This window comes from Alphaproteobacteria bacterium, from assembly GCA_015231795.1.
In the GTDB taxonomy this organism is placed as follows: Bacteria; Pseudomonadota; Alphaproteobacteria; order Rhodospirillales; family WMHbin7; genus WMHbin7.
Map to the genome: position 1 here is coordinate 719,608 of JADGAX010000001.1, position 20,452 is coordinate 740,059.

A 20,452-nucleotide genomic window follows, 5' to 3' on the forward strand; every position below is an offset into this window, starting at 1 on the left:
TCAGACCGTAAATACAACAGATTATGCGGTTGTGCCATCCTGCAAAACAATGACAGGCCAAACTTGTCCACCGGGAGGAAGAGCATCGAAGGGATGCCTTATGGGCCTGCCAGCGCGATGCCGGGAAAGTAGGTCAGATAGCGTTTGGTGTTGCGGGTCAGCAGCGTATGGCCCGCCACCATGGCATGGGCGCCGATGAAGAAATCAGGCAGCACGCCGCTCCGCCTTCCGCCGTTGCGCTTGTAATCCAGGAACACTTTGCCAGCCAGGAACAGCGCCTCTTTGGGCATGGGATCGATGACCAGCCCGGCATCGCCGACAAAGAGGTTCAAATCCTCGATGCGTTCGAAGCGCACCGACAATTCGGCATAGACCACGTCATTGATCAGCAGCGGCCCCTGAAGGGCCGCCCCTTCCAGCATGTTGATCGACCAATCGGCCCATTCGGGATCGTTGGTCGCTACATCCAACAAGACATTGGCGTCGGCCAGCGTCGCCACGGCGCTATTCTCCACGCGTCAGTTTCATGATGTCCTTGGTGCTCATCCCCTCGCCCGCTTGTCCGCGCAGTTTGGCGAAGCGGCTGTTGGGACGCCGACGCGTCGGCGAGGCGGGAACCACCATCACCTGTCCGTCCTTGCCCAGCACGAATTCGACCAAGGCGCCAGGAGCGACGCCCAGATAGTCGCGCACGCTTTTGGGAAGGGTAACCTGTCCCTTTTGAGTGATCGCGGATGCCATGGCTGCCTCGGTATTACCTGTTCAAGATAGGTAATACATACCATATTTCTGGGCTTACTTCCATCCCGACCGCATTACCGCCTGAGCGCATGTTGGCAACCCCGGCAGGACAGCGGTTCGGCCAGCGCATAGCCTTCCAGCCAGCGGGCGGGCTGGGGCTGTTTCAACGCTTCTTGCAACGGCATCTCGGCGATGCTGACATGGCCGTAATGATGGGCGTCGGTCAACGTGCAGCAAGGCGTCAGATAGCCTTGGGCATCGATGAAGGGGTGACGGAATGGGGCCGGGCAGCGTTGCTCCTGGCCGCGCTGGGCGGGCTGGGTCAGCACGAGGTCCAAATTGGGCAATTGAGGTCCCAACTTCACGACCAGAGCAGACAGGAAGGCGCGCTCCTTGTCGTCCAGCCTGCGGGCCATGGGGTCCAGAAAATCGAGCAGCGCCACGTCGGACCAGTCGGTCAGAAACACCGTGAAGCGCCCCAGATCATTCAGCTTGGCCAGCGTTTCGCCGATATCCAGCAGATTGTCGCGGCAGACCACGCTGGTGATGGTGATGGGAATGGGCAAAGCCTTGGCAAGTTCGCCAATGCGCGCCGCCAGCTTGTCCACCTTGGTGCCCGCACGCACCTTGTCGGCCACATCCTGGGTCAGGGAATCGACCGAAATGGACAAGAAACCAAGCCCCGCCCGGGCGACGTCGATATAGGCATCGACCCCGCGGGTCAGCCCGTTGCTGTTGAAGGTGATGCCCTGGAATTTGCCGCTGTCCCTGGCTTGGCGCACGATGTCGGCAATCTCGGGGTTCAACATCGGCTCGCCGGTGCCGTTCAGGATAAGCACCCGGCAAGCGGGCAGGTTATCCAGCACGCGGGAAAACAGCAGGGCGCTCATCCGATCATCCGACCAGCGGCCCATTTTCTTTCGCAAGGTGCGCAGACAGCCGGGGCAGGCCAAGTTGCAGTCCCTGGTCGTTTCCACCTGCACGGTATCGATGGAGACCGCGCCCCAGCCCAGGCTCACTTCACACCCGCCTTGGCGCAGGCTTCGGCCAGGGCTTCCATGTCCGGCGACGCCAGGGGCTGGCCGTTGATCAGAAACTTGTTCTTGGCGATGTCGTACTTGATGGCCGCCGCCGTCATCGAGGTTCCGTCCAGCCCCTTGGCCGACAGCGCCGACTGCTTCGCCTCGACCGTGGTCTGGGTTTGGGTCAGCGAGGTTTCGGTGGCAGGCGCCGCATCGACGATGGCCTGCTGGGTGGCGATCTGGCTGGTCAGGCTGGTTTGCGTGGCCGTGTTGGCGGTGATTTGCGCCTGCTTGGCCGTGACGGCGGTCAGGGCGGATTGATATTCCTGATTGGTGGGGCGGCGCGTTCCGGCATCGACCTGGGCCTGCAAGGGAGTCAGCACTGCCTGCAGCGGCGCCAAATCGGCGGCCAGCGTTACCCCGCTGGCCACTGCCGTCGCCTTTTGGGCGGTCAGCGCGGTGACCTGCGCCTCGGCCGTCGCCTTGGCCTGCTGATTGGCGACAATGGCCTTTTGCGTGTCGGCTTTCTGCTTTGCCAAGGCGTTGCGGGCCTGATAATCGACCGGATTGATGCTGACGTTGAATTCCAGCACCTCGGGCAGCAGCTTGATGTTGTTGGCGCCGCCGTCCAGATCGGCGGGTGCCACGGCGCGGCCTTTGACGTCAACGCCGGGTTTATACGCCACATCCGCCGACGGCGCGTGATGAATCAGCCGCGAGCAGTCCTGACGGGAAATCCTGACTGTCCCATCCGCCCACGACTGACCCGACGCCAGCAACCCCAGGGTGATGATCAAAGCGCTGTATTTCATGGATTTATTATGCCGAATCAGCGTTTAAGGAAATGCTAACCCCCATTGATCCAGATCAGTTAATTCAAATACTTCGTCAACTAGGTAATATGCGCAAGCTTATTAAAAAAAACAGGTGACGAATGGAAAAATCTTTCGTAAATTGAGGCCCACAAAAAAGGGGCCCTGCCGCCAAAGCGGTGATATGGCTTAAGTTTAGGGAGGAGTTGGCCGCGCTTACCATGGCTTCGAAACAGGAGCCAGGGGTCCGATAACGGGCCGGAAGCGGACAGGTCGTGAGAGCAAAAAAAACGGCGAGGCGCCTGATGGCTGCCTCGCCGTTTATATTTTGTTTATGTCGCGATTTTCATGCCCGCCCGCATCCAGGCCGGTTTCAGTTTGGCGATCTTCTTGGCCACCTTGCAGTCGGGACGATGGGCGCCGGGCAAATAGCCCAGGCTCATCAGAAACTCGTTCACCACCTCGCCGCCCGTGAAAACGAAACTCTTCTTGAACAGCTTGACCCACTCCTCCTTGGGCAAAGGGTGATGCGCCTCGATCCAGGCGTGAAAACCGCCATGGCTTTTGCGCAATTGCCGGATGCGGTTTGCGTTCTCGATGATGGCGGCGATCTTGCGTCGGTTGCGGATGATCCCGGCGTCTTCCAGCAGGCGCTGGCTTTCCTGCTCGCCATAGCGGGCCACGCGGTCAACCTTGAACCCGTCGAAGGCTTTAAAGATGCCGGCGCGCTTTTTCAGCACGATTTCCCACGACAAGCCCGCCTGCATGATCTCCAACGCCAAGCGCTCGAACAGCACGGCTTCGTCGCTGACCGGGAAACCATATTCCGTGTCGTGATAGGAGCCGTGCACTGGATGGCCCGGCGCTATGTCGCAATACCAGCTCATGAAACGCCCACACGCGGCCTACGCTTCTTCCAATTCGACCAGGGCGCCCTGGAAATCCTTGGGATGCAGAAACAGCACCGGCTTGCCATGCGCGCCGATCTTGGGTTCGCCGTCGCCCAGCACCCTGGCACCCGCAGCCCTCAACTTGTCCCTGGCCTCGCGGATATCCGCCACCTCGTAGCAGACATGATGGATGCCGCCCGCCGGATTCTTCTCCAAAAACCCCTTCAAGGGCGAAGCGTCGCCCAAGGGATGCACCAGTTCGATCTTGGTGTTGGACAATTCGACGAAGACGACGGTGACGCCATGGTCGGGAATGTCGCAAGGCGTCGAGACGATGGCGCCCAGCGTTTGGCGATAGGATTTGGCGGCGGCGTCGAGATCCGGCACCGCGATGGCGACATGGTTCAAACGTCCGATCATGTTTCAGTCCTTTCGCCTTCTTGGCTGACCTTATTAAATCCTGATCAGATGCACCTCGGTCAATGGTTTCTTTTCCAGCCGATCATAAAGCGCCCGTCTGGTCGCGATGCGGATGGCCTCACTGAGAACGGCGTCATCCTTGCGCTGGCTGCCCGACATGTCTTCGATGCTTTCCGCCACCGCCTGTTCGGCCTCTTCCAGCAGATGGGCGTCGGTCTCGGGATCGAGCAGCCCTTGCGCGCTGATCTTGGGATCGGCCAGCAGGCGGCCCTTCTTGTCGACCACCACCGTCACCACGGCATGACCGTTCCAGATCATGCGCGTGCGGTTGCGCATGACGGGAGAATCAAGACGGATCAGGCGTCCGCCATCCATGGCCAGCTTGCCGGTCGGCACATGATCGACGATTTCCGCCTCTCCCGGCGCCAAGCGAACTTCCGAGCCATTGCGCGCGATCAGCACCTCGGGAACGTTGAGGCTGCGGGCCAGTTCGGCATGTTCCAGCAGATGGCGGTCCTCGCCATGCATGGGAATGGCGATGCGGGGCTTGAGCAGCGCGTAAAGCCGCTTCAACTCGTCGCGCCCCGGATGGCCCGAGACATGGACGAAATGATCCTCGTCGGTCACGATTTCCACGCCGCGTCGCGCCAATCCGTTCTGCACGCGGTGAATTTCCTTCTCGTTGCCGGGAATGATCTTCGAGGAAAAGATCACCACGTCGCCCGATCCCAATTCCACATTGGGATGATCGCCATGCGCGATGCGGGAAAGCGCCGCCCTGGCCTCGCCCTGACTGCCGGTGCAGATGAACAGCGCCTTGTCGTCGGGCAGCGACATGCCGTCGCGGTCGGTCAGGAATTCGGGCACGCCCTTCAGATAGCCATTCTTGCGCGCCGCCTTGTCGATCCGCCACAAGGAACGCCCGGCCAACGCCACATGGCGTCCATTGGCCTTGGCGGCGTGCGAAATGCTGTCTAAACGCGCCACGTTGGTGGCAAAGCAGGCGACGGCGATGCGCCTGGGATAATGGCCGATCAGATGCGAAAGGCTTTCGCGCACCTCGGCTTCGGACCCCGAATGGCCGTCCAGGAAGACATTGGTCGAATCGCAGATCAGCGCCAGCACGCCTTCCTCGCCCAGTTCTGCCAGGCGCTGTTCGTCGGCCAAAGGACCTAGGATGGGGGCCGGGTCCAGTTTCCAATCGCCGGTATGCACGATCATCCCCGCTTTGGTGCGAATGGCCAGCAGATGCGCTTCCGGGATGGAATGGGTCATGGCGACATATTCGATCTCGAAGGGGCCGACCTTGAAGCGCTTTCCGGCCCTGACCACCTTGACCTCGACCTCGTCTTCCAGGCTGGCGTCTTCCAGTTTTCCGCGCACCAGATCGGCGGTGAAGCCGGTGGCGTAGACCGGGCAACGGAAACGGTCCCACAGATAAGGGATGGCGCCCATATGGTCTTCATGGCCGTGCGTGAGCACGATGCCCACCAGATCGGAAACACGCTCCTCGATGAAGGCAGGATCGGCCATCACCAGATCGACGCCGGGCGTCGCCGCGTCGCCGAAGGCCACGCCGCAATCGACGATCAGCCATTTGCCCTTATAGCCGTACAGATACAAATTCATGCCGATCTCGCCCGCCCCGCCCAAAGGCAGGAAGAACAAGGCGCCGTCTTGCTGATGTTTGCTCATGATTTTCCTTTGGCGTTCAAGCGCCAGATGGCCAACAGGCCGCGCAGCGTCAGGTCGGAATCGAGATGCGCGATCTTAGGCACGGATTCGGCGAACAAGGGTGCTAGGCCGCCAGTGGCGACCACGGTCATGGTCTGGCCGAACTCGGCCTCGATCCTGGCCACCAGCCCTTCGATCAAACCGACATAGCCCCAGAAAATGCCCGACTGCATGGCGGGCACGGTGGCCCTGCCGATCACCTGCTTGGGCTTGCCGATGGCGACGCGTGGCAGCTTGGCCGCCGCCATATGCAACGCCTCTAATGACAGATTGATGCCGGGCGCGATGGCGCCGCCGCAGTAATTGCCCTGCTCGTCGATCACGTCGAAGGTGGTGGCGGTGCCGAAATCGATGACGATCAGCGGCCCTTGATAGCTGGCATGCGCCGCCACGGCGTTGACCAGACGGTCGGCCCCAACTTCTTCCGGGCGATCCAGAAAAACTTGAAGGCCCAGTTCGACCCCTTCTTCGCCGACCACCAAGGGGTCGGCGTTGAAATAGCGCCTGCACAGTTGCTTCAAATTGAACAGCACGGCGGGCACCACGGTGGCGATGATGGCGCTGTCGATATCCTTGCGATCAATGTCCGACAACGACAATAACTGGGTCAGCCAGACGCCCAATTCGTCGGCGGTGCGCATGGCCCCCGTCGAGGCGCGCCACTCGCCCTTGACCGTTTCTCCGTCGAAAACGGCGAAGACGATGTTGGTATTGCCAGAATCGATAGCCAGCAGCATGCGACAATCCTGTTGTTCGCCAAGGGATAACGCCCAGAGGGGCCAGCGTCAACGCCAGCGGAAAGATAATTATGGCATATGGATACCGATTTTCATATTTTAACAGCCAACCAACAAGGATTTTCGACGTGCCGCTGATCAAGACCATTCGCGCCAAACTGCATGGCATCCGGGTAACCGGGGCCGACCTGAACTATCACGGATCGATCACGCTGGACCCTGAACAATGCGAGCAGGCCGGCATCTATCCCATGGAGTTCGTGGAAATCTGGAACAAGAATTCCGGTGCGCGCATCAGCACCTATGTCATTCACGGCCAGCCGGGTTCCCGCTGCTGCGTGTTGAACGGGGCGGCGGCCCGCACCTGCCAGAAAGGCGACGAGTTGATCGTGGCCTCGGCCGACTGGATCGAACCCGCCCAACTTTACGCCACCAAGCCACGGATACTCACCTTCCTGCCCGACAACCAAGTGGACCAAGTTTTGCTGTACGACGTGTTCGCTTCGGAAAAAAGGCCCTATGATTTTCGCATCGTCGAGGCCGACGGCCAGACGCTGGCCGATTGCCACACCTGGCCCAATGTCGACGTCGCCGCCATCCGCAATGATCTGAAAACGCGCGGCTGGACGGAAGCCGACATCGACGCCTTCGTGGCGAATCACTTTTCGCTTTGATCAGCGCCGGGAAAGAACACATCCCCTGCCAGGATGCGCGTCGTTCCATCCAAAATCAGCGCCCCTTGCTCGTCAAGGCCGGTGAAGATGCCCGTCAGTGTGCGGTCTTCAAGCCGCACCTCAAGCGCCTCACCGATCCCCTTCGCATTGGACAGCCACAGATCGCGGATCGGCAAGAAGCCCTGACTCCGCCAAAGCCCGTACAAGTCCCATAGGCGCGCCATAAGCCTTTCAAGCGCCGCCTGGGCGGTTAGATCATTATTCCAAGCCGAGAGCGCCGCCGCCGGATAGGGCGTGCCCGAAGGCGCCGATGCGATATTGATTCCCATGCCCAGCACGATGCCGCCGGGCGGGGCCGGTTCCAGCAGAATGCCGGAAATCTTGGCCCCGTCGGCCAGCACGTCGTTGGGCCACTTAAGACGAATGTCCGCCTGGGGGGCTGCCCAACTGGCAAGATCGGCAATCGCCAGCGCCGCCACGAAACCCAGTTCGGCGGCCCGCATCAAAGGAACATCCGGCGTCAGGATCAGCGAGCAATAGAGATTGCCGGGCGGGCTTGCCCAGCTTCGTCCGCGCCGCCCCCGCCCGCCGGTTTGTTGGTCCGCCCAAACCAGCGCGCCCTCGCCTGCGCCGCCTTCGGCCAGGCTTTTCGCCTCGTCATTCGTACTGCCGACGCAAGCCCTTCGGTGAAGGACGAAAGCCGGCGGCAGACGAAGCGTCATCAGTGGGGGAATAGGGTTTTCGCCGCCGCTTCCGACAGCCTAAGCACCGGCATGGGAACCAGGAAGAAGAAAGCGACCACAATGGTGGAAACCGTCAGCACCACGCTCATGGTCCGCCCGATAGCCTTGTCCAAGGCTTCGATCGGCTCGTCGAAATACATGACCTTGACGATGCGCAGATAATAGAAGGCGGCCACGGCACTGGTTAGCACGCCCAGAATGGCCAGCGTATACAAGCCCGCATGGACGGCGGCCAGGAAGACATAGAGCTTGCCGAAGAACCCGGCCAGCGGCGGAATGCCCGCCATCGAAAACATGAACAGCGCCATGGCCAGCGCCATCAGGGGATTGGTGCGCGCCAGCCCCGCCAGATCGTCGATCCCCTCGACGGCGCGGCCCTTGACCCGCATGGCCAGGATGACGGCGAAAGCGCCCATATTCATGGCCAGATAAATCGCCAGATAGACCAGAACGCCGGTGACGCCTTCCTGATTGCCGACCGCCAAACCCACCAGAGCGTAACCCGCATGGCCGATTGAGCTGTAAGCCATCAGACGTTTGATGTTGGTCTGCCCCAGCGCTCCGAAAGCGCCGATGGTCATGGACAGAATGGAGATCAGCACCAAAATGGGCTGCCATTGCGGCAACATGTCGCCGAAGGGGCCGGTCAGGACGCGGATGATCAGCGCGAAGGCGGCGATCTTGGGGGCGATGGCGAAAAAGGCGGTGACCGGCGTGGGAGCGCCCTCGTAAACGTCGGGCGTCCACATATGGAAGGGAGCGGCGGCCACCTTGAAGGCTAGACCCGCCAAAATGAAAGCCAGACCGATCTGCACGCCGACCGGCGCATGGCCATGGCCCAGCACCTTGGCGATCTGCTCGAAGCCCGTGGCGCCCGCATAACCATAGACCAGCGACATGCCGAACAGCAGCAGGCCGGAAGCCAAAGCGCCCAGCATGAAATATTTCAAGCCCGCCTCGGTCGAGCGCGCATTGTCGCGATGATAGGCGGCGATCACATACAGCGACAGGCTTTGCAGCTCTAGCCCCATATACAAAGCCATCAGATCGTTGGCCGAGATCATCACGCTCATGCCAAGGGCCGCGAACATCACCAGCACGGGATATTCGAAACGGGCCAGCTTTTCGCGCTCGAACCAAGCCCGTGCCATGGCCAGCGTGAAGGCCGATGCGCCAAGCACCATCAGCTTCATGAAACGCGCAAAGCCGTCTTGCACGAACAAGCCGTCGAAGGCGTGAACCGCAACCCCGCCCTTGGGCGTGACCAGATAGGCCAAGCCGCCTGCCAGCACCAAAAGAACGGCGCCCATGTAAAAGAACAGGCGCGGACGCTCCTCGCCCTTGCCGAAAACGCCCAGCATCAGAACGGCCATGGCGGCCACGGCCAGAAAAATTTCGGGCAACGCCGGAGCCATGACGGGAAGTACGCCGCTCATGCCATCTACTCCTGCTTCGCTTGTGGGGCGCCAGCGTCGCCGGGGGCGGTTGCTGGGGCCGTGGCCTCGGGGGCCGGAATGGTTTGCGGGCTTTCCGCTGGGGCAACCGGGGCCGTCACCGGCGGCTCGGCCGTCACAGGAGCGGCGGCGGCGGGCGCTTCGACTGCTGGCGGCGATGCGGCTTCGGCTGCTGGCGCAGGCAAAGCGGCGGGCTGGGCCGGATTTTTGCCCAGCGACGCTCGATGATTCAAGATCAGATTATCGACCGAGACATGCATGACGTTCAGATAGCTGGACGGATAGATGCCCATCCACAGAACGACGGCGATCAAGGGAGCGAACACCACGATCTCGCGCATATTCAGATCAAGGATGTTTTTCAAATCCTCGCGCACCAACTTGCCGAACACCACGCGCCGGTAAAGCAGCAACATATAGGCCGCCCCCAACACCACGCCGGTCGAAGCCAGCAGCGCCACCCATGTATTGGCGCGGAAAGCGCCCAGCAGCACCAGGAACTCGCCCACGAAGCCAGACGTGCCGGGCAGGCCGACGGCGGCCAGCATGAAGACCATGAAGACCAGCGCGTAGCGCGGCATGCGTTGCACCAAGCCGCCGTAGCGCGAAATTTCTCGCGTATGCATGCGGTCATAGACCACGCCCACGCACAGGAACAAAGCACCCGACACCACGCCGTGCGACAGCATCTGGAAGATGGCGCCCTCGACCGCCTGCGGCGTCATGGCGAAAATGCCGATGGTGACGAAGCCCATATGCGCCACGGAAGAATAGGCGATCAGCTTCTTCATGTCTTCCTGGGCCAAGGCCACCAGCGACGTGTAAATGATGGCGACGATCGACAGGGTATAGACCAGCGGCGTGAAATATTCCGTCGCTTCCGGCAGCATCGGCACCGAGAAGCGGATGAAGCCGTAAGCGCCCATCTTCAACAGCACGCCAGCCAGGATGACCGAGCCGCCGGTGGGCGCCTCGACATGCGCGTCGGGCAACCAAGTATGGAACGGCCACATCGGCACCTTGACCGCGAAGCTGGCGAAGAAGGCCAGCCACAGCCAATATTGCATCGAGACCGGGAAGGGAATGCCCATCAGGGTCGGGATGTCGAAACTGCCCGCGTGCCAAGACATGGCCAGCATGGCGACCAGCATCAAGACCGAACCCGCCAGGGTGTAGAGGAAGAACTTGAAGGCGGCGTAAACGCGCCTGGGGCCGCCCCAGACGCCGATGATCAGGAACATCGGGATCAGCACGCCTTCGAAGAAGAAATAGAACAGCACGAAATCAAGCGCGCAGAACATGCCCACCATCATGGTTTCCAGAACCAGGAAGGCGACCATGTATTCCTTCACCCGCTTCTCGATCGATCCGAAACTTTGCAAGATGCAGATCGGCGTCAGGAAGGTCGACAGGATGACGAACAGCATGGAAATGCCGTCCACCCCCATATGGTAAGTGATGTTCAATTGCGGCAGCCAATTGGCCTTCTCGACCAACTGGAAGTCTGGCGTGGTGGGATCGAATTTGATCCAGATGCCCAGCGACAGCAAGAAGGTGCCCAGCGATGTCAGAAGCGCCACATGCCTTGCATTGGCGGCCACGACCTTGTCGTCGCCGCGCACGAACATGATGAAGGCCGCACCCGCCAGGGGCAGGAAGGTTACGAGCGATAGAAGGGGCCAGTTGTTCATCAGGGCCTCATCCCGCTTGGTTGTAGACGTACCACGTCACCAGCACGAACATGCCGGCGATCATGGCGAAGGCATAGTGGTAAACAAGTCCGCTTTGGAAGCGTTGCAGGCGCTTGAAAACACCCTGACAGAAAGCCGCCACCCCATCGGGGCCGCAACCGTCGATCAGCGCGCCGTCGCCATCCTTCCACAAGCCGCGGCCCAGCCAAAAGGCGGGACGCACGAATAGAAAATCGTACAACTCGTCGAAATACCACTTGTTCAACAAGAACAGATAGACCGGGCGGAAACGCTCGGCCAGGAACTTGGGAATGGCGGGCAGGAAGGCGTAGAAGACATAGGCCAGCAGAATGCCCGACACCGCCAGCACCACCGGCAGCAGCTTCACCCAGGTAGGCACCGAATGCGCCGCTTCCACCGAATCATGGGTGGCCAGCACGGCGATGGCGTCGCCCCAGAAATGCGCGCGGTCATGGCCGACGAACAGTTCATAGCCGATGCCGCCCGCGAACAAGGCGCCGATGGCCAGCACCATCAGCGGCACGATCATCACCGGCGGCGATTCATGGACATGCGCCATGACATGGTCGTCGGCCCTGGGCTTGCCGTGGAAGGTCAAGATGAGCAGACGCCAGGAATAGAAGGCAGTCAGGAAGGCGACCAGCGATCCGATCCAGAAGGCGAATTGGCCAACCCCGGTGCCAGCCCCCCAGGCGGCTTCCAAGATGGTGTCCTTGGAATAATAACCCGCAAAGAAAGGAATGCCCGCCAGCGCGAGATTGCCGATCCACATCAACAGCCAGGTGACCTTGATGTGTTTCCAGATGCCGCCCATCTTGCGAATGTCTTGCTCGTCGGACATGGCGTGGATGACCGAACCGGCCCCCAGGAACAGAAGCGCCTTGAAGAAGGCGTGCGTCATCAGATGGAAGATGCCCGCCGAATAGGCCGAAACGCCGCAGGCGAAGAACATGTAACCCAACTGCGAACAGGTGGAATAGGCGATCACCCGCTTGATGTCGTTTTGCACGCAGCCCACGGTGGCCGCGAAGAAAGCGGTTGAGGCGCCCACGATGGTCACCACCATCAGGGCGGTTTCCGATTGTTCGAACAAGGGCGACAGGCGGGCCACCATGAAGACGCCAGCCGTGACCATAGTCGCGGCATGGATCAGCGCGGAAACCGGCGTCGGGCCTTCCATGGCGTCGGGCAGCCACGTATGCAAGAACAATTGCGCCGATTTGCCCATGGCGCCGACGAACAAAAGCAGGCACAGCGTGGTCATGGCGGGCAGTTGCAGCCCCAGGAATTCGATGCGGGCATTGGCCATCGAGGCCGAGGCCGCGAAGATGGTGTCCAGATGCACGGTGTCGAACAGCACGAAGACGCCGAAGATGCCAAGCGCGAAACCGAAATCGCCCACCCGGTTGACCAGAAAGGCCTTGATGGCGGCGGCATTGGCGCTGGGACGCTCGTACCAGAAGCCGATCAGCAGATACGAGGCGACGCCCACCCCTTCCCAGCCGAAGAACATCTGCACCAGATTGTCGCTGGTCACCAGCATCAGCATGAAGAAAGTGAAGAGCGACAGGTAGGATTGGAAGCGCGGGATGGAATGGTCGTGATGCATGTAGCCGATGGAATAGACATGCACCATGAACGAGACCCAGGTCACGGTCAGCACCATGACGGCGGTCAGCGTGTCGAATTTCAGCGCCCAGCGCACTTGTAGATCGCCGGAACTGACCCAATCGAGCAGCACCACAGTTTGCGGATTGTGGCCCAACGCCACGTCCAGGAAGACCGGGATGGCCAGAATGGCGGCTAGGCCGACGCCCGAACAGGTGACGATCTGCGCGCCCAGATCGCCCAGGCGGCGATTCATCAGGCCCGCGATGGCGGCGGCCAGCAGCGGCAGGAAGACGGCAAGGGTCATCGACATGTCCGTCAGCCTTTCATCTGGTTGATGTCTTCGACCGCGATGGTCCCGCGGTTGCGGTAGAAAACCACCACGATGGCCAAGCCGATGGCGGCCTCGGCGGCGGCGACGGTCAGGATGAACATCGAGAAGACCTGACCGGCCAGATCGCCCAAATGCGACGAAAAAGCGACCAGATTGAGATTGACCGCCAGCAGCATCAGTTCCACCGACATCAAGATGACGATGACGTTCTTGCGGTTCAGGAAGATGCCCAGCACGCCCAGCGTGAACAGGGCGGCGGCGACGATCAGGTAATGGGCCAAGCCGACGGTCATCATCCGATTCCTCCGCCCACCGGCACTTTGCGGATCTCCAGCGTGTCCTCCGGCCTGCGCGCCAATTGATCGGCGATGTTCTGGCGCTTCGTGCTGGGCCGCTTGCGCAGCGTCAGCATGATGGCGCCCACCATGGCGACCAGCAGCACCATGCCCGAAAGCTGGAACAAGAACAGGTATTTCGTATAGATGATCTGCCCCAGCGCCTTGGTGTTGGTCACCTGCGCCATGTCGGGCGTGGCCGCAGCGATCATCTGCTTGGCTTCGGGTGCTTCGTGCCAGCCCGCGAAAACGGTGGCCAGCTCGATCAAAAGCACAAGACCGATGGCGGCGCCCACCGGCAGGTAATGCAAAAAACCTTGGCGCAATTCGACGAAATTGATGTCGAGCATCATGACCACGAACAAGAACAGCACCGCCACCGCGCCGACATAGACCACCACCAACACCATGGCCAGAAATTCGGCGCCCAGCAGCAAGAACAGACCCGCCGCGTTGAAGAAAACGAAGATCAGGAACAGCACCGAATGAACGGGGTTCCTGGCCGAGATCACCATCACGCCGCCGAAGACGGCGAGAATGGCGAACATGTAAAAGACGGCGGCCTGGATCATGGCGTTCTTCCCCCCTTACCGGTACGGCGCATCGGCTTCGATGCGCGCCGCCAGTTCGGTTTCCCAGCGCTCGCCGTTGGCGAGCAGTTTGGCCTTGTTGTACATCAGCTCGGCCCTTGTTTCGGTGGCGTTCTCGAAATTCGGGCCTTCGACGATGGCGTCCACCGGGCAGGCTTCCTGGCACATGCCGCAATAGATGCACTTCGTCATGTCGATATCGTAGCGTCTGGCGCGCCGAGATCCGTCTTCGCGCACCTCGCCTTCGATGGTGATGGCCAGCGCCGGGCAGATCGCTTCGCACAGCTTGCACGAAATGCAGCGCTCTTCCCCGTTGGGATAGCGCCTAAGCGCGTGCTCGCCCCTGAAACGCGGGCTAAGCGGCCCCTTCTCGAAGGGATAGTTGATGGTGACGGACGGCCTGAAGAAGAAATACTTCAGCGTGCAGGCCATGCCCTGCAACAGTTCGATCAAGAAGAAAGAGCGCAAGGTGCTGTTCATGAAGCTCATCCTAGCCCCCTCCTCACTTCGGCACCAGACCGGTGAACTGAAGCACACCGGCAGTGATGACGAGCCAAGCCAGGGATAATGGCAAGAACACCTTCCAGCCCAGACGCATCAGCTGATCATAGCGATAGCGGGGGAAGGTGGCGCGCACCCACAGGAAGAAGAACAGCACGAAGGCGATCTTGGCGGCGAACCAGATGGGGCCGGGAATCCAGGTGAACAGCGCGATGTCCATCGGCGGCAGCCAGCCGCCCAGGAACAGAATGACGGTCATGGCGCTCATCAAGATCATGTTGGCGTATTCGCCCAGGAAGAACAGGGCGAAGGGCATCGACGAATATTCGACATTGTAGCCCGCCACCAGTTCGGCCTCGGCCTCTGGCAGATCGAAGGGCGAGCGGTTGGTTTCGGCCAGGCCCGAGATGAAGAAGACCACGAACATCGGCAGATGGGGGATGAAGAACCACACCGTCTTTTGCGCCGTCACCACGTCGGACAGGTTCAGCGAGCCAACGGTCAGCAGCACCGAAATCAGCACGAAGCCGATCGACACTTCGTAGGACACCATCTGCGCCGCCGAGCGCAAGCCGCCCAGCAAAGCGTAGCGCGAGTTGGACGCCCAGCCCGACATGATGATGCCGTAAACGCCCAGGCTTGAAATCGCGAACAGGTACAAGATGCCAACATTGATGTCGGCCAACACCAACCCTTCTCCGAAGGGAATCACCGCCCAGGCGGCCAGCGCCAGGAAGAAGGTGAGCATGGGGGCCAGGAAGAAGACCGTGGCGTTGGCCCTGGTGGGCAGCACGGTTTCCTTCAAGAACAGTTTCAAGCCGTCGGCGAAGGGCTGCAACAGGCCGAAGGGGCCGACCACGTTGGGCCCCTTTCGCATCTGCATGGCGGCGATGATCTTGCGTTCAGCATAAGTAAGGTAGGCCACGGCGACCAGAAGCGGCACCACGATGACGACGATCTTGATGACCAGCCACAGAAGCGGCCACAAATATTCAACCCAGAGATTGGCGAGAAGTTCAGCCATGAGTTCCCGTCCTGGGCTTGGCGCCGCTGACAAATGTTTCGACGCAGACCGCCATGGTGGGCGAAGCCCGACCGATGGCGTCGGTCATGTAGTAGTTGGCGATTGCCGTCTTCAACGGCTCGTCGGCCACCGGACCCGGCGTTCCGAACGGCCCCCAAGCGGCGGGAACGACGACATCTTGCTTGGCGAACAGCGGATTGATGTCGATCAGTCGGGCGCGCATCTGGCTTAAATTGTCATAGGGCATATGGATGCCGATAACCTCGGCCAAGGCGCGCACGATCCGCCAATCTTCCCTGGCTTGGCCGGGCGGGAAGACGGCCAGCTTGGTCTGTTGCACGCGCCCTTCGGTGTTCACGTAGGTGGCGTTCTTTTCGGTATAGGCGGCACCCGGCAAAATGACGTCGGCACGCGACGCACCCACATCGCCGTGATGGCCCTGATAGATGACGAAAGCCGAACCCAGACGCGACACGTCGATCTCGTCGGCTCCCAACAGATAAACCAGCTTGATGTCGCCCTTGCTGGCGCCTTCCAGAATGGCCTTGACGCCCTGCCCGCCGCCCACCGGCACGAAGCCGAGATCGAGAGCGCCCACGCGGCCAGCCGCCGTATGCAGCACCGAGAAACCGTTCCAGCCATCGGCGATCATGCCGCAGTTTTCAGCCAGTTTGCGGGCACCGGCCAGAATGGCGGCCCCGTCATGGCGCGACAACGCCCCCATACCCAGGATCAGCATCGGCTTCTTGGCCGCCTTCAGCACGCCAGCGAAAGGATGCTTGCCCGAAGCGATCTCCTCGATCAGCGCAGCGCTGTCGCCCAGATGTTCGTATTTGAAAATCTGGTCCATCTTGGGACCGATCACGCCCACCGGGAAGTTGGACTTCAGCGAGCGCTTGCGGATGCGCGCATTCAGAACCGGCGCTTCCTTCCTGGGATTGACGCCGATCATCAAAAGCGCGTCGGCCTGTTCGATGCCAGCGATGGTGGCGTTGAACAAATAGCCCGCCCGACAGGAAGGATCGATCTGCGCGAAATCCTGGCGGCAATCGAGATTGGCCACCTTCAGGTCGGTCATCAGGTCTTTCAGGGCGGCGATGGATTCGCAATCTGCCAAGTCGCCCACAATGGCGGCCATGGCGGCAGCAGGCGTGCTTTTCAGCTTCGACGCCGCCAGATTGAGCGCTTCGGTCCAACTGGCTTCGCGCAAGTGACCGTTCTCGCGGATATAGGGACGGTCCAGGCGGCTTCGCATTAAGCCATCCACCGCGAAGCGGCTTTTGTCGCCCAGCCATTCCTCGTTGATGTCGTCATTGTTGCGCGGCATGACGCGCAAAACCTCGTTGCCCCGACTGTCGGCGCGGATGTTCGACCCCAGCGCGTCCAGACAATCGATGGTTTCGGTCTTCTTCAGCTCCCACGGGCGCGCCTTGAAGGCGTAAGGCGCGCTGGTCAGCGCTCCGACCGGACACAGATCAATCAGGCAGCCCGACAATTCGGTGCCGATCGCCTTGCCGACATAAGTGTCGATTTCCAGATGCTCGCCCCTGCCGATGCCGCCCAGATCGGGCACGCCCGCCACTTCGGTCGTGAAGCGCACACAGCGCGTGCAGGTGATGCAGCGCGTCATCTCGGCCTTCACCAGGGGGCCGAAATCCTTCTTCTTGAGCGCGTTCTTGACCTCGGCAAAACGGCCACGGTCGCGGCCATAGGCCACCGCCTGATCTTGCAAATCACACTCGCCGCCCTGATCGCAGATCGGGCAGTCAAGCGGATGGTTGATCAAGATCAGTTCCATCACGCCCTTGCGGGCCTTCAGAATGTTGGCGGTGCTGGTGCGCACCACCATTCCCTCGCCCACCGGCATGGCGCAGGACGCCACCGGCTTGGGGGCCTTTTCCACCTCGACCAAGCACATGCGGCAATTGCCCGCGATGGTCAGGCGTTCGTGGTAGCAAAAGCGGGGAATCTCGATGCCCAGCGTCTCGGCCGCCTGCAAGATGGTGGTGCCGGGAGCGACGTCGATTTCAATGCCGTCGATGGTGAGCTTTGGCATCCTGTCCTCGCCCTACAGCCTAGCCGAGCGGCGCGCCAGAATGCGGCGCTCCATCTCGGGCCTGAAACTACGGATCAATCCCTGGATCGGCCAAGCGGCGGCGTCGCCCAGCGCGCAAATCGTGTGGCCTTCGACCTGACGGGTCACTTCGTCGAGCATGTCGATCTCTTCGATCTCGGCCTCGCCGCTGACCATGCGCTGCATCATGCGCCACATCCAGCCCGTGCCCTCGCGGCAAGGCGTGCACTGGCCGCAGCTTTCATGCATGTAGAAATAAGACAGTCTTGCGATGGCCTTGACGATGTCGGTGGACTTGTCCATCACGATCACGGCGGCGGTACCCAGGCCGGAACGCACTTCGCGCAGCGCGTCGAAATCCATCAGCACATTGTCGCAGATGTCCTTGGTCAGCACCGGCACCGACGAGCCGCCGGGAATCACGCCCAGCAGATTGTCCCAGCCGCCGCGCACGCCGCCCGCATGTTTCTCGATAAGTTCCCGAAGCGGAATGCTCATCGATTCTTCCACGTTGCAGGGCTTGTTCACATGGCCAGAAATGCAAAAAAGCTTGGTGCCCGCATTGTTGGGCCGCCCGAAACTGGAGAACCAGCTAGCGCCCCGGCGTAGAATGGTCGCCACCACGGCGATTGATTCCACATTGTTGACCGTGGTCGGGCAGCCATAGAGGCCGATGCCCGCCGGGAAAGGCGGCTTCAAGCGCGGCTGGCCTTTCTTGCCCTCGATGCTTTCGATCAGCGCCGATTCCTCGCCGCAGACATAGGCGCCCATGCCGCGATGGATATAGACCTCGAAGTCCCATCCCGAGCCGCAGGCGTTCTTGCCGATCAATCCGGCGTCGCGCGCCTGATCGATGGCGGTTTGCAAAGCCTCGGCCTCGCGATAGAACTCGCCGCGCACGTAGATGTAAGCCGCATGGGCTTGCACGGCGAAGCCGGCGATCAAGCAGCCTTCGATCAGCTTGTGCGGATCATGGCGCAGAATTTCGCGGTCCTTGCAGGTGCCGGGTTCGCCCTCATCGGCATTGACGACCAGGAAATGCGGGCGCGCCCCCACTTCCTTGGGCATGAACGACCATTTGACGCCGGTCGAGAATCCGGCGCCGCCACGTCCGCGCAGGCCCGAGGATTTCACCTCGTTGATGATCCATTCGCGGCCCTTGGCCAAAATATCCTTGGTGCCGTCCCAGTCGCCGCGCGCCTTGGCGCCCTGCAAACCGAAATCATGCTGGCCGTAAAGATTGGTGAAGATGCGGTCCTTGTCGGTCAGCATGGCTCAGCCCTCCCCCTTCAAGGTGGTCGGGCCGCCGATGGGAGCCGAATTCATGCGCCCGTTCTGGGGGCCATGCTTGGGCTTTTCGCCCTTCTTGATGGCTTCCAACACGCGGGTGATGGACGCTTCGTCAAGGTCTTCGAAATAGTCGTCATTGATGGCGGCCACCGGGGCATTCACGCAAGCGCCCGCGCATTCGACTTCGGAAAGCGTGAACATGCCGTCCGGCGTGGTCTCGCCCAGGCCGATGCCCAGGGTCTTCTTGCAGGCCGACACCACTTGATCCGAGCCGCGCAACCAGCAAGGCAGATTGGTGCAAACCTGCACATGATGCCTGCCGACCGGCTTCTTGTTGTACATGGTGTAGAAGTTGGCGACCTCGTAGACCTTGATGGGATCAAGGCTGAGATAATCGGCCACGTAATCCATGGCGACGCGGGGCAGCCAGCCGCCCAGTTGGCGCTGCGCCAGATCGAGCAGCGGCATCACGGCGCTGCGGCTTCTGCCTTCGGGATATTTGGCGACGATCGCCTTGGCCTTGGCGAGACTGTCGGCATCGAAGGCGAAATCCTTCGGTTCTTCGCGGTGAAAACTCATCGGTCGATCTCGCCAAATACGATGTCGATAGAGCCGATGATGGCCACGATATCGGCCAGCATGTGCCCCTTGCCCATCATTTCGAGGGCCTGCAAATGGGCGTAGCCCGGTGCGCGGATCTTGCAGCGATAAGGCCGGTTCGTTCCATCCGACACCAGATAGACGGCGAATTCGCCCTTCGGCGCCTCGACCGCCGTATAGGTTTCCCCGGCGGGAACGCGCAAGCCCTCGGTGAATAGTTTGAAATGATGGATCAGCGCTTCCATCGAGCGCTTCATCTCGGCCCTGGGCGGCGGGCTGACCTTGCGGTCGTCCACCTTGGCGGGACCACCCGGCATCTTGGCCAGGCACTGCTTGATGATTTTCACGGACTCGCGCATTTCGACCATGCGCACCAGATAACGGTCATAGCCGTCGCCATGCTTGCCAATGGGAATGTCGAAATCCATCTCGGCATAGCTGTCGTAGGGCTGGGCCTTGCGCAGATCCCAGGCGATGCCGCTGGCGCGCAGATTGGGACCCGTAAAGCCCCAATCCAACGCCTGTTCTTGCGACACCACGCCGATATCCACCGTGCGCTGCTTGAAGATGCGGTTGTTGGTGACCAGCGTTTCGATGTCATCGAGAATCTTGGGGAAGGTTTCGGTCCAGGCGCCAATGTCGTCAAGCAGGGCCTGGGGCGTATCGAAGGCCACGCCGCCCGGACGGAAATAATTGGCGTGCAGGCGAGCGCCGCAAGCGCGCTCGTAGAATTCCATCAGCTTTTCGCGTTCCTCGAACCCCAGCAAGATGGGGGTCATGCCGCCGACATCCATCACATAGGCAGTGATGTTCAGCAGATGATTGAGGATGCGTCCGATCTCGCAATACAAGGTGCGGATCATCTTGCCCCTGGCCGGAACCTCGACGCCCATCAGCTTTTCCACGGCCAGCACGAAAGCGTGCTCCTGGTTCATGGTGCCGACGTAATCCAGGCGGTCGAAATAAGGCGTGGCCTGCAGATAGGTTTTGTTCTCGATCAGCTTTTCTGTGCCGCGATGCAACAGGCCGATATGCGGATCGGCGCGTTCGACCACTTCGCCGGTCATGCCCAGCACAAGACGCAGCACGCCGTGCGCCGCCGGATGCTGGGGGCCGAAATTGACGAAGTAGGTTTGCTCTTCCAGCATGCTCATCGT

21 protein-coding genes are annotated in these 20,452 nt (G+C 61.0%); 1 reads left to right on the forward strand and 20 read right to left on the reverse strand.

The features are described from left to right. Nucleotides 1-98: 98 nt before the first annotated feature. The 8 genes from HQL44_03465 to HQL44_03500 all read right to left on the reverse strand — a co-directional run bounded on the left by HQL44_03465 (nucleotide 99) and on the right by HQL44_03500 (nucleotide 6,356). Complete coding sequence (locus HQL44_03465; protein MBF0267633.1) at nucleotides 99-500, reverse strand: type II toxin-antitoxin system VapC family toxin; 402 nt, start codon at nucleotides 498-500, stop codon at nucleotides 99-101. 4 nt (nucleotides 501-504) lie between these two features. Then, nucleotides 505-741, reverse strand: a complete 237-nt coding sequence (locus tag HQL44_03470) for an AbrB/MazE/SpoVT family DNA-binding domain-containing protein (protein ID MBF0267634.1) — start codon at nucleotides 739-741, stop codon at nucleotides 505-507. 74 nt (nucleotides 742-815) lie between these two features. After that, entirely contained in the window at nucleotides 816-1,760 is a 945-nt protein-coding gene (locus tag HQL44_03475) for a radical SAM protein (protein MBF0267635.1), read from the reverse strand. Continuing rightward, nucleotides 1,757-2,575: a hypothetical protein gene (locus tag HQL44_03480; protein MBF0267636.1), complete on the reverse strand. Its 819-nt coding sequence runs from the start codon at nucleotides 2,573-2,575 to the stop codon at nucleotides 1,757-1,759. The genes HQL44_03475 and HQL44_03480 overlap by 4 nt, the downstream gene beginning before the upstream one ends. 332 nt (nucleotides 2,576-2,907) lie before the next feature. After that, the gene (locus tag HQL44_03485) at nucleotides 2,908-3,462 is read right to left on the reverse strand and encodes a DNA-3-methyladenine glycosylase I (GenBank protein ID MBF0267637.1); all 555 of its coding nucleotides are present in this window, start codon (nucleotides 3,460-3,462) and stop codon (nucleotides 2,908-2,910) included. Nucleotides 3,463-3,480: 18 nt separating this feature from the next. After that, complete coding sequence (mce, locus tag HQL44_03490; GenBank protein ID MBF0267638.1) at nucleotides 3,481-3,885, reverse strand: methylmalonyl-CoA epimerase; 405 nt, start codon at nucleotides 3,883-3,885, stop codon at nucleotides 3,481-3,483. Nucleotides 3,886-3,918: 33 nt separating this feature from the next. Then, nucleotides 3,919-5,580, reverse strand: a complete 1,662-nt coding sequence (locus tag HQL44_03495; protein MBF0267639.1) for a ribonuclease J — start codon at nucleotides 5,578-5,580, stop codon at nucleotides 3,919-3,921. Further along, nucleotides 5,577-6,356, reverse strand: a complete 780-nt coding sequence (locus HQL44_03500) for a type III pantothenate kinase (GenBank protein MBF0267640.1) — start codon at nucleotides 6,354-6,356, stop codon at nucleotides 5,577-5,579. The genes HQL44_03495 and HQL44_03500 overlap by 4 nt, the downstream gene beginning before the upstream one ends. Before the next feature lie 134 nt (nucleotides 6,357-6,490). Here HQL44_03500 and HQL44_03505 point away from each other — a divergent pair, with 134 nt between their 5' ends. Next, nucleotides 6,491-7,030 (forward strand): aspartate 1-decarboxylase, encoded by a 540-nt coding sequence (locus HQL44_03505; protein MBF0267641.1) that lies wholly within the window; start codon nucleotides 6,491-6,493, stop codon nucleotides 7,028-7,030. Here the strand turns inward: HQL44_03505 and HQL44_03510 are convergent. The 12 genes from HQL44_03510 to HQL44_03565 are packed head-to-tail and all read right to left on the reverse strand — an operon-like array spanning nucleotide 7,015 to nucleotide 20,449. Continuing rightward, the gene (locus HQL44_03510; protein ID MBF0267642.1) at nucleotides 7,015-7,752 is read right to left on the reverse strand and encodes a biotin--[acetyl-CoA-carboxylase] ligase; all 738 of its coding nucleotides are present in this window, start codon (nucleotides 7,750-7,752) and stop codon (nucleotides 7,015-7,017) included. The two genes, HQL44_03505 and HQL44_03510, sit on opposite strands and share 16 nt — an antisense overlap. Beyond that, complete coding sequence (nuoN, locus tag HQL44_03515) at nucleotides 7,752-9,209, reverse strand: NADH-quinone oxidoreductase subunit NuoN (GenBank protein MBF0267643.1); 1,458 nt, start codon at nucleotides 9,207-9,209, stop codon at nucleotides 7,752-7,754. Before nuoN ends, HQL44_03510 begins: the two co-directional genes overlap by 1 nt. A gap of 5 nt (nucleotides 9,210-9,214) precedes the next feature. Continuing rightward, nucleotides 9,215-10,918 carry an NADH-quinone oxidoreductase subunit M gene (locus HQL44_03520; protein ID MBF0267644.1) on the reverse strand — a complete coding sequence of 568 codons (1,704 nt, stop codon included), beginning with the start codon at nucleotides 10,916-10,918 and terminating at the stop codon, nucleotides 9,215-9,217. 7 nt (nucleotides 10,919-10,925) lie between these two features. After that, nucleotides 10,926-12,860 carry an NADH-quinone oxidoreductase subunit L gene (nuoL, locus tag HQL44_03525; GenBank protein ID MBF0267645.1) on the reverse strand — a complete coding sequence of 645 codons (1,935 nt, stop codon included), beginning with the start codon at nucleotides 12,858-12,860 and terminating at the stop codon, nucleotides 10,926-10,928. A gap of 5 nt (nucleotides 12,861-12,865) precedes the next feature. Beyond that, complete coding sequence (gene nuoK, locus HQL44_03530) at nucleotides 12,866-13,174, reverse strand: NADH-quinone oxidoreductase subunit NuoK (protein MBF0267646.1); 309 nt, start codon at nucleotides 13,172-13,174, stop codon at nucleotides 12,866-12,868. Further along, on the reverse strand, nucleotides 13,174-13,788 hold the full coding sequence (locus HQL44_03535) for an NADH-quinone oxidoreductase subunit J (GenBank protein MBF0267647.1): 615 nt from the start codon (nucleotides 13,786-13,788) through the stop codon (nucleotides 13,174-13,176). The genes nuoK and HQL44_03535 overlap by 1 nt, the downstream gene beginning before the upstream one ends. Nucleotides 13,789-13,803: 15 nt before the next feature. After that, nucleotides 13,804-14,295, reverse strand: a complete 492-nt coding sequence (gene nuoI, locus HQL44_03540) for an NADH-quinone oxidoreductase subunit NuoI (GenBank protein ID MBF0267648.1) — start codon at nucleotides 14,293-14,295, stop codon at nucleotides 13,804-13,806. Between the two features lie 13 nt (nucleotides 14,296-14,308). Then, on the reverse strand, nucleotides 14,309-15,331 hold the full coding sequence (gene nuoH, locus HQL44_03545) for an NADH-quinone oxidoreductase subunit NuoH (GenBank protein ID MBF0267649.1): 1,023 nt from the start codon (nucleotides 15,329-15,331) through the stop codon (nucleotides 14,309-14,311). After that, nucleotides 15,324-17,387 carry an NADH-quinone oxidoreductase subunit G gene (locus HQL44_03550; protein ID MBF0267650.1) on the reverse strand — a complete coding sequence of 688 codons (2,064 nt, stop codon included), beginning with the start codon at nucleotides 17,385-17,387 and terminating at the stop codon, nucleotides 15,324-15,326. The genes nuoH and HQL44_03550 overlap by 8 nt, the downstream gene beginning before the upstream one ends. Before the next feature lie 12 nt (nucleotides 17,388-17,399). Next, a complete protein-coding gene (gene nuoF, locus HQL44_03555) occupies nucleotides 17,400-18,677 on the reverse strand; it encodes an NADH-quinone oxidoreductase subunit NuoF (protein ID MBF0267651.1) in 1,278 nt (425 codons plus the stop codon). 3 nt (nucleotides 18,678-18,680) lie between these two features. Continuing rightward, nucleotides 18,681-19,274, reverse strand: coding sequence for an NADH-quinone oxidoreductase subunit NuoE (gene nuoE, locus HQL44_03560; GenBank protein ID MBF0267652.1), 594 nt, complete (start codon nucleotides 19,272-19,274; stop codon nucleotides 18,681-18,683). After that, nucleotides 19,271-20,449: an NADH-quinone oxidoreductase subunit D gene (locus HQL44_03565; GenBank protein ID MBF0267653.1), complete on the reverse strand. Its 1,179-nt coding sequence runs from the start codon at nucleotides 20,447-20,449 to the stop codon at nucleotides 19,271-19,273. The genes nuoE and HQL44_03565 overlap by 4 nt, the downstream gene beginning before the upstream one ends. Nucleotides 20,450-20,452: the final 3 nt, after the last annotated feature.

What these genes read in the sequence shown, in the direction of transcription:
- HQL44_03470 (MBF0267634.1), bottom strand. Translation starts at nt 741, where the DNA reads ATGGCATCCGCGATCACTCAAAAGGGACAGGTTACCCTTCCCAAAAGC.
- HQL44_03480 (MBF0267636.1), bottom strand. Translation starts at nt 2,575, where the DNA reads ATGAAATACAGCGCTTTGATCATCACCCTGGGGTTGCTGGCGTCGGGT.
- HQL44_03485 (MBF0267637.1), bottom strand. Translation starts at nt 3,462, where the DNA reads ATGAGCTGGTATTGCGACATAGCGCCGGGCCATCCAGTGCACGGCTCC.
- mce (MBF0267638.1), bottom strand. Translation starts at nt 3,885, where the DNA reads ATGATCGGACGTTTGAACCATGTCGCCATCGCGGTGCCGGATCTCGAC.
- HQL44_03495 (MBF0267639.1), bottom strand. Translation starts at nt 5,580, where the DNA reads ATGAGCAAACATCAGCAAGACGGCGCCTTGTTCTTCCTGCCTTTGGGC.
- HQL44_03500 (MBF0267640.1), bottom strand. Translation starts at nt 6,356, where the DNA reads ATGCTGCTGGCTATCGATTCTGGCAATACCAACATCGTCTTCGCCGTT.
- HQL44_03510 (MBF0267642.1), bottom strand. Translation starts at nt 7,752, where the DNA reads ATGACGCTTCGTCTGCCGCCGGCTTTCGTCCTTCACCGAAGGGCTTGC.
- nuoN (MBF0267643.1), bottom strand. Translation starts at nt 9,209, where the DNA reads ATGAGCGGCGTACTTCCCGTCATGGCTCCGGCGTTGCCCGAAATTTTT.
- HQL44_03520 (MBF0267644.1), bottom strand. Translation starts at nt 10,918, where the DNA reads ATGAACAACTGGCCCCTTCTATCGCTCGTAACCTTCCTGCCCCTGGCG.
- nuoL (MBF0267645.1), bottom strand. Translation starts at nt 12,860, where the DNA reads ATGTCGATGACCCTTGCCGTCTTCCTGCCGCTGCTGGCCGCCGCCATC.
- nuoK (MBF0267646.1), bottom strand. Translation starts at nt 13,174, where the DNA reads ATGACCGTCGGCTTGGCCCATTACCTGATCGTCGCCGCCGCCCTGTTC.
- HQL44_03535 (MBF0267647.1), bottom strand. Translation starts at nt 13,788, where the DNA reads ATGATCCAGGCCGCCGTCTTTTACATGTTCGCCATTCTCGCCGTCTTC.
- nuoI (MBF0267648.1), bottom strand. Translation starts at nt 14,295, where the DNA reads ATGAGCTTCATGAACAGCACCTTGCGCTCTTTCTTCTTGATCGAACTG.
- nuoH (MBF0267649.1), bottom strand. Translation starts at nt 15,331, where the DNA reads ATGGCTGAACTTCTCGCCAATCTCTGGGTTGAATATTTGTGGCCGCTT.
- HQL44_03550 (MBF0267650.1), bottom strand. Translation starts at nt 17,387, where the DNA reads ATGCCAAAGCTCACCATCGACGGCATTGAAATCGACGTCGCTCCCGGC.
- nuoF (MBF0267651.1), bottom strand. Translation starts at nt 18,677, where the DNA reads ATGCTGACCGACAAGGACCGCATCTTCACCAATCTTTACGGCCAGCAT.
- nuoE (MBF0267652.1), bottom strand. Translation starts at nt 19,274, where the DNA reads ATGAGTTTTCACCGCGAAGAACCGAAGGATTTCGCCTTCGATGCCGAC.
- HQL44_03565 (MBF0267653.1), bottom strand. Translation starts at nt 20,449, where the DNA reads ATGAGCATGCTGGAAGAGCAAACCTACTTCGTCAATTTCGGCCCCCAG.